This window comes from Rhodoferax sp. UBA5149 (genome assembly GCF_002413825.1).
Lineage (GTDB): Bacteria > Pseudomonadota > Gammaproteobacteria > Burkholderiales > Burkholderiaceae_C > Rhodoferax.
This window is the reverse complement of sequence record NZ_DHXT01000098.1, coordinates 1,247-8,959: the sequence shown is the minus strand read 5'-3', so window position 1 is coordinate 8,959 and position 7,713 is coordinate 1,247. Positions and strand designations below refer to the sequence as shown.

General features: G+C 60.9%; 8 protein-coding genes. 5 read left to right on the top strand and 3 right to left on the bottom strand.

Annotated features, from left to right (window positions below):
- The 3 genes from B3V69_RS08855 to B3V69_RS08845 form a co-directional block, all read left to right on the top strand.
- Positions 1–522, top strand: a 522-nt coding sequence (locus B3V69_RS08855) for a response regulator (protein ID WP_296445725.1), incomplete at its 5' end; no start/stop codon positions are given.
- The gene (locus tag B3V69_RS08850) at positions 522–1,460 is read left to right on the top strand and encodes a GGDEF domain-containing response regulator (protein WP_296445723.1); all 939 of its coding nucleotides are present in this window, start codon (positions 522–524) and stop codon (positions 1,458–1,460) included. The genes B3V69_RS08855 and B3V69_RS08850, both read left to right, overlap by 1 nt.
- Positions 1,461–1,535: 75 nt before the next feature.
- Complete coding sequence (locus B3V69_RS08845) at positions 1,536–2,384, top strand: response regulator (protein ID WP_296445721.1); 849 nt, start codon at positions 1,536–1,538, stop codon at positions 2,382–2,384.
- 42 nt (positions 2,385–2,426) lie between these two features.
- On the opposite strand, the gene B3V69_RS08840 is transcribed toward B3V69_RS08845, so the two are convergent.
- Positions 2,427–3,680: an esterase/lipase family protein gene (locus B3V69_RS08840; protein WP_296445719.1), complete on the bottom strand. Its 1,254-nt coding sequence runs from the start codon at positions 3,678–3,680 to the stop codon at positions 2,427–2,429.
- Between the two features lie 200 nt (positions 3,681–3,880).
- Between B3V69_RS08840 and B3V69_RS08835 the strand changes: the two genes are divergently transcribed.
- Positions 3,881–4,489: a hypothetical protein gene (locus B3V69_RS08835; protein WP_296445717.1), complete on the top strand. Its 609-nt coding sequence runs from the start codon at positions 3,881–3,883 to the stop codon at positions 4,487–4,489.
- A gap of 31 nt (positions 4,490–4,520) precedes the next feature.
- Here B3V69_RS08835 and B3V69_RS08830 read toward each other — a convergent pair whose 3' ends face one another.
- Together B3V69_RS08830 and B3V69_RS08825 are read right to left on the bottom strand one after the other, a co-directional pair.
- On the bottom strand, positions 4,521–5,489 hold the full coding sequence (locus B3V69_RS08830) for a pseudouridine synthase (protein WP_296445715.1): 969 nt from the start codon (positions 5,487–5,489) through the stop codon (positions 4,521–4,523).
- 33 nt (positions 5,490–5,522) lie between these two features.
- Positions 5,523–6,260: a Crp/Fnr family transcriptional regulator gene (locus B3V69_RS08825; RefSeq protein ID WP_296445714.1), complete on the bottom strand. Its 738-nt coding sequence runs from the start codon at positions 6,258–6,260 to the stop codon at positions 5,523–5,525.
- A 263-nt stretch (positions 6,261–6,523) separates the two neighbouring features.
- On the opposite strand from B3V69_RS08825, the gene B3V69_RS08820 reads away from it, so the two are divergent.
- A partial coding sequence (locus tag B3V69_RS08820; protein WP_296445712.1) for an AMP-dependent synthetase/ligase occupies positions 6,524–7,713 on the top strand: 1,190 nt, incomplete at its 3' end.

Here is a 7,713-nt window from a genome sequence, read left to right as displayed (position 1 = left end):
GTCGGCAGTGTGTTCTGGGTCGAGTTGAACCTGGCGACCGCACCACAACTTGCCCCTGGTGCACCCGAGCCGCTGATGCAGATCCAAGCGCCGGTTCAGCCTGGCGCGGCGTTGCGTACCCTGCTGTACGTCGAAGACAACCGGGCCAACATGGAGCTGGTCAAGCAGCTCGTTGCACGGCGTCCCGACATGCGCTTGTTGAGTGCGGGGGACGGCGCGCGCGGCATCGCGCTGGCGCGAACCCATCGGCCGGAGGTGATCCTGATGGACATCAATTTGCCGGGCATCAGTGGACTCCAGGCGCTGAAAATCCTGCATGAAGATCTGGAAACGGCGCACATCCCGGTGATTGCCCTGAGTGCCAATGCCATGCCACGCGATATCGAAAGAGGCATGGAGGTCGGCTTCTTCCGCTATCTCACCAAGCCGATCAAGGTCAATGAGTTCATGGAAGCGCTGGACGAGGCACTGGAATTTGCGCAAGCCGAATTAGACGGCGTGGTGATGCGAGGATCTATGTGATGGTGAGCAACGCCGACATTTTTGACGCCAATATCCTGATCGTGGACGACCAGGAGGTCAATGTGCGGCTGATGGAGCAGATGCTGCGTGGCACCGGCTACCGGTGCCTGTCGTCGACGATGGACCCGCATGCCGTGTGTGCGTTGCATCGCGCCAACCATTACGACCTGATTTTGCTTGATCTGCAGATGCCCGGCATGGATGGTTTCCAGGTGATGGAAGGCCTCAATGAAATCGAAACCGATGGCTATACGCCGATCCTCGTGATCACGGCCCAACCCGGCCACAAACAGCGGGCACTGGCCTCGGGCGCGAAGGACTTCATCAGCAAACCATTTGACATGATGGAAGCCAAGACGCGCATTCACAACATGCTGGAAGTGCGCTTGTTGTACAAGCAACTTGAAGGCCAAAACCGTACGCTGGAATCCCTGGCGCTGCACGACCCGTTGACCGGGCTACCCAATCGACGACTTTTGATGGACCGACTTTCATTGGCCATTGCCCATGCGCGCCGGAACAAGTGCACTGTGGCCGTGATGTTTCTGGATTTGGACGGGTTCAAGCAGATCAATGACACCCTGGGCCACGATGTCGGTGACACGCTGCTGCGCATGGTCGCGGATCGCCTGGTGGCCACGGTGCGACAAGAGGATACGGTGGCGCGCCTGGGGGGCGACGAATTCGTGATCGCGTTGTGGGAGCTAAGTGATGTCGACCATGTGGCCAAGCTGGTGTCGAAAGTGATACAGGCCGTGTCACAACCCTATAGCATTCAAGGCTCCGACGTGCAGATGACCGCCAGCGTCGGAGTCAGTATTTATCCGGCACATGGCGACGAGGTGGATACGCTGATGAAGAACGCGGATCTGGCCTTGTATGAGGCCAAGCACTCAGGCAAGAACGACTATCGCATCTCAGCGTATGCTGAGCTGTAGCGATGGCGCATGGCTGACGTAAGCTGTCCTCATCGGATTTTAGTTTCAGTGGAAATTGATAAGAAAGCGAATTTTATGGTTAGCACCGCCGATATTCTGAATGCCAGTATTTTGATCGTGGACGATCAGCAAGCCAATGTGCAGCTGCTGGAGCAAATGCTGGGTGAGGCTGGCTACCTGCGCGTGACGTCGACGATGGACCCCTATGCCGTGTGCGCGCTGCACCGCGCCAACCACTACGACCTGATTTTGCTTGATCTGCAGATGCCCGGCATGGATGGCTTCCAGGTGATGGAAGGCCTGAAGAAAGTCGAAACCGAGGGCTATGTGCCGATCCTCGTGATCACGGCCCAACCGGGTCACAAGCTGCGGGCGCTGGCCTCGGGTGCCAAGGATTTCGTCGCCAAACCATTTGACATGATCGAAGTCAAGACACGCATTCACAACATGCTGGAAGTCCGCTTGTTGTACAAGAAACTCGAACGCTACAACCAGGAACTGGAGCAAACGGTGCTGGAGCGCACGGCCGAATTGCGCGAAAGCGAAGCGCGCTTTCGCCGCTTGACGGAATTGGCATCCGACTGGTATTGGGAGCAGGACAAGAACGGGAATTTCACCAAGGTGTACGGCCCGGTGCTGGAGATGCTGGGCATCCCGGTGGAGACCTTGCTGGGCGAAATCAAGGGCGAGCAGGTGGCGCGCTGGAATGAGGCCGAGCGCGCGGTGCTCAAGGCGAACATGGCGGCGCGGCGACCGTTCCTGGATTTTGTCTTCAGCCGGGTCGATGCCGATGGCGAGCAGCAATATTTTCAGGTGAGCGGGGAGCCGATGTTCGACGCGTCAGGTCGCTTTACCGGTTATCGCGGCGTGGGACGGGATGTGACCGACATCATGCACGATGTCGCCCAGCCGCATCCGGCCTGAATTGAACGTCCCTGGTAAGGGGCGCCACGACCCTGGGCTGCCTCAGGCTGGCATTGGCGTCAGCCAATGCAGCATCTGCTGCGTCACCTCGGGGCTGCTCAGCAAGGCCATGTGGCCCGTGCGATAGACGATCCATTGCGATGTTTTGGCGAACACCAGGTTTCGCCGTGGGTCGTCATGTTGGCCCAGCGCGCTGTGCAGGGGCACCAAGCCGTCGCCAATCAGGCGGTCCGCCAGGGCCCCGCGCTTGGGCGCCATGGTGGCGGCTATGGCGTAGCAGGCGATGCCCTGCGGCAACGGCACAATCTGGCGGCTATCGGGTTGACGGTGAAAGCGGTCGTGGCCCTGCCAGTCAACGTCGAGCACGTGGCCGTAACGCAAGTCAGTGATGCCGGCGCTACGCAACTGGCCCAGCTTGGCAAAAGGTGCGCTGTAGGGCGTGCTGCCCAGGATGACGTCCACCCAGTTGCCGGCCCGCTCCAGCGGCGCGCCATGGTGCGGCGTGCCCAGAAACACGATATTTTTCAGAAAGTGCGGCCAGCGCATGCCCGCCTGTTTGGCGTCGTGAAAAGCGCTGCGCGTCAGCAAGCCACCCATGCTGTGGGCCACCACGGTGAGCTCTTCAATCGGTGTCGGCCAGTGCGTCACCAGTTGTTCCAGCAGCGCTGACAGTTCATGCCCGTTTTGCGAGGTGTGCAGGCCCGAGTTGTAGCGCAGATAGACCGGGGTGTAGCCCAGGTTTGATGCCAGCGCTTCGCCATGGTCGACTGCCTGCCCCTTGTGCTGTGCGTGCCACTGCAGGTCGTTCATGCACAAGCCGTGGATCAGCAGCAAGACCTTGCCTTTCGCATCAGGCATGCTGGGTGCGGCCTGCCAGTTCAGTGCTTCGCCTTGGTAGCGCAGGGTCATGGCGGTGGCGAGCGGGTTGTGGCTGGCGGCCAGGCGGTCACCCATCACGCCATTGAGCGCCGCGAGCACCGCCTCCCGCTCAGGCGTTCCGGCTCGGGTGTCTGGCGCCGAATCAAGCAGCGGTTGCAGTCTGGTCAGGACCGCGTCCACGCCTTGGCCCAGCAGCTGTGCGACGCCCCGGACACCCTGGTAGACCAGCCCGGTGAGGCCGCGGGTTTGCCCCGGCGCCTTGCCGTCGGGCGCACCCAGGGTGCGCCACACCGACTGGTGCACGCCTTCGGCAATATGGGTCACGCCCGTGGTGGCCTGCGTCGCCAGTTGGGCAATGCCCCGAATGTCCGAGGCGCGCAGGTGTTTGAGTGGGTTTTTGGAGGCCGGTTTTGTCATGGTGTGGGGCGCGCCGGATGAAAGATCGCAACACGCCGTCCATTGTGGAGAGTAAATCCCCATCGCCTTAGAGGTTGATGTCTAGTGTGAGCGTGTACCACCCTGCTGGTCAGTCTTGCCCCTTGCTCTTTGATTGTCTTCTTAAGGGGCGCGGGATTTAGTATGATGGATTTTTTCATCAAACCAAGCTGGAGATGGCCTTGACAATCTGGAACGAATTGTCCTCCCACGAAAAGCTGGCGGGTTTGCCGGCTGCCATCAAACGGACGGTCTCGTCCGGCGGTTATCGCTACTCGTTTGTGCACGACGACGTGGAAATTGACGACCCTTCGGTCGATGTCACGGGACGCTTTTTTGTTTCACCGCGCGAATATGGCTTTTCTATCCGTGGGTTTCAGGGCGGCAAGACCGCTTGGGTCCGCGACTTTGACAACGGAAGCATGCTGGTGGTGAACGCCGAAGGGCTGTCGCATGTGCTGTCGTCCAAGGTTCCCTCCCGCATATTGTTTGTCGCCGCGGATGGCAGCGTGCTCCAGGATACTGGCAGCCTACCGCGTCTGCAGCCACGCACGGCGGACCGCGTCTCGGTTCGCCTCACCATCAACGCGACGTTCGACTTGAATGGTGAATCACCCGAAGTCGCGCGCCACCTCTTGATGCGCATGGTGGACCACGCCATCCTTGCTGGCCCCATGACTGGCGAGTCACGCGCGTCGCTCATCGAGCATTCGTTCGAGGCGAGCGCCGTGTTCTCCGACGAAAATACAGGCTACGGCAATACGGACTTTTCCAAGCTGCTGGATGTCTGATCGCCCCGCTTGAGTTATTGCAGACGCGGGATCAGGTAAATTTTTCATGGGGCGCCAGGTAGCGCCACTGGCCCACGGGCAGGTTGCCCAGCATCACGTTGCCGATGCGCACGCGCTTGAGCCCCACCACTTTCAGACCCACCAGTTCGCACATGCGGCGAATCTGGCGCTTTTTGCCTTCGGTCAACACAAAGCGCAGTTGCTCGGGGTTTTGCCATTCCACCTTGGCTGGCTTCAGGGCCTGGCCGTCCAGGCTCAGGCCGTGGCGCAGCCGGGCCAGTTGTTCGCGCGGGAACACCGACTGCACGTCGGAGCTGATGGGGTCATCATCGTCAATGCGGCTGAGCTGCGTCGGCGGGGCCGGGCGTGTGACGGGGCGCGCCGCGTAGGTGGCCGCCGCCGAGGTGGCGGCCAGTGTGTTGACCACCCCGGTGTACATCACTCGCACCAGGTATTCCTTCTCCATGCTGCTGTCTTCGCCAATCAGCTGACGTGCCACGCGGCCGTCTTGCGTCAGCACCAGCAGGCCGGTGGAGTCAATGTCCAGCCGCCCGGCAGGCACCAGGCTTTTGAGCTGGCTGGGGTGAAAAAAGAAGCGCGCGTTGTCTTCGGCCCAGCGGTTTTGCGGCTGCACCAGGGTGATGGCGGGCTCGTGGCCGTCCTCGGCCTGGCCGCTGACCAGGCCAAGGGGCTTGTTGATCAGCACCGTGACCTGATTCGCCTGCTGGCCCTGGGCTTGCTTGGTGATCTCGATGCGCACGTCGGGCGTGACCTGCATGCCCATCTCGGCCACGACGCCATTGACCTTGACCCAGCCTTTGCCAATCCATTCGTCGGCCTCGCGGCGCGACGCCAGCCCCAGTTCGGCCATGCGCTTGTTCAGGCGCAGGGTGCCGTTGGGGCCGATGGCCGCCGTGTTGCGTTGACCGGCTGGCAGCGGGGCGCGGCTCGGCGGCGGGGCGGCGCGGCGAAAGGTGGGGGGTGTTTTGGAGTCTGTCATTTGCTATATCTTTTGTAGCTGCTTGTGTATATTTTACGAGGGCGATCGACCCATTTCTCTTAAGAAAACCTGGGAGCGCAGGGCGTCCAGGTCGAGCACGCGCAAACCGCCGTATTCGACTCGGATGATGTCCTGGGCTTCCAGCGCGGACAGCGCTTCGTTGACCCGCTGACGTGACAGCCCGACCAGGTACGCCAGCTCCTGCTGGGTGATGCGCAGCACCTCGCCCACGCCGGGGTAGAGCACCGGGTTGAACAGCGCGGCCAGGCTGCGCGCGACGCGGATATCGGGGTTGTTCATGCGGTCAATCTCGCGGGCGGCGATGAACTGGCCGAGCCGTTCGTTGAGCTGGTTCATCACAAAGCGGTTGAATCCAATGGAGTGGTCCAGCAACCAGTGGAAGGTGTCCACGTGCAGCCCGGCCACCCTGCTTTTGCGCAGGGCCTGGATGTTGTAGCGGTAGGTTTCGCGCTTCAGGGCGGTGCCCTCGCCAAACCAGCCGCCGGGGGGAACGCCGGTGAAGGTCATGGTTTGGCCCTCGGCGTTGTCGGCGCTCATTTTGAGCAATCCGTCCACCACGCCAAACCAGTAGGTCACCGGGCGGCCCATGCGGCACACGTAGTCGCCGGGACTGGCATCGGCGATCTTCAGGTCGTCCACCGCGCGCTCACGCTCACTCGGTGCCAGCAGATGAATCCACGGAATGGCGTCGAGTTCAACCGTGGTCAGGGCGCGGCGGCGCTGGTGGAGAGTGGTGGTATCGGAGCCCATGGAGGTATTGTTTGTAAGCTGGCTGAAAGTGCAGGGAAAACACCTACCGAGAAAGGGCGTAATTGTCGTCCAAACGACAACTTGGCGTCAAATGAATGTCTATTATTCGCTTCATTCCAGCAGCCGTGCGACGCGTGTCCAGGTTGCTATTCATCAGTTGGAGACAGCGCTAAATATCTGTCCCGCAATCTTTAATCAGTTGGGGACAGAGCTAAAGGTCTGTCCCGCAAGTTTATTCATTCGTTTGAAGACAAGGTAACGGGATGCAGACCACTTTCCCTCGACTTCTTTTAAATCACGCCGCCCAGCGCCCGGCTGAGCCTGCCATGCGCGAGAAAGAATATGGCATCTGGCAGGCCCTGTCGTGGGCTGAACTGGCCACGCTGGTGGAGCATCTGAGCTGTGGCCTGCATCAAGCCGGTCTGCGCCGCGGGGAACACATGATTGTGGTGGGCGCCAACCGGCCGCGTCTGTATGCCACGATGCTGGCGGCGCAATCCCTGGGTGCCATTCCGATTCCCCTGTACCAGGACGCGGCAGCGCTGGAGTGCGTGTTCCCCATCAACAACGCCGAGGTTCGTTTTGCATTTGCCGAAGACCAGGAGCAGGTCGACAAGCTGCTGGAAATCCGCGAGCAGTGCCCGCAGCTCTCCAACATCTATTTTGACGATCCGCGTGGTCTGCGCAAGTACGACGAGCCGGGTCTGACCTCGCTGGACGCGCTCCTGGCCAACGGCCGGGCCTTCGCAACCCTGCACGCTAATTTCTTCAAGGCTGAAGTGAACCAGGTCAAGCCCGATGATGTGGGCGCCATGTTCTTCACATCGGGCACCACCGGCAACCCCAAGGGCGTGGTGCACACCCACAATTCATTGCTGAACCGGGCCAAGGCGGGCGCTGACTTTGACAAATTGACGCACGCCGAAGAGGTGCTGGCCTATTTGCCACCGGCCTGGATTGGCCAGAACATTTTCAGCTACGCGCAGTGGCTGGCCTGCGGCTATGTGGTGAACTGCCCCGAGTCGGCAGCGACCGTCACGATCGACCTGAAGGAAGTCGGCCCGACCTATTACTTTGCACCGCCCCGCGTGTTTGAGGGGCTGCTCACCAGCGTGATGATTCGCATGGAAGACGCCGGCGCCATCAAGCGCCGCATGTTCCACTATTTCATGGCGGTGGCGCAACGGGTGGGCCCCGCCAAAATGGACGGCAAGACGGTTTCTTTCACCGATGGTGTGCTGTATGCGCTGGGCAATGTGCTGGTCTACGGCCCGCTGCGCAACAACCTTGGCATGAGCCGCGTGCGTGTGGCTTACACCGCGGGTGAGGCGATTGGCCCGGATCTGTTCACCTTTTATCGCTCCATTGGCATCAACCTCAAACAGCTGTACGGCTCAACCGAGACGGCGGTGTTTGTGTGTCTGCAGCCTGACAATGAGGCCCGCGCCGACAC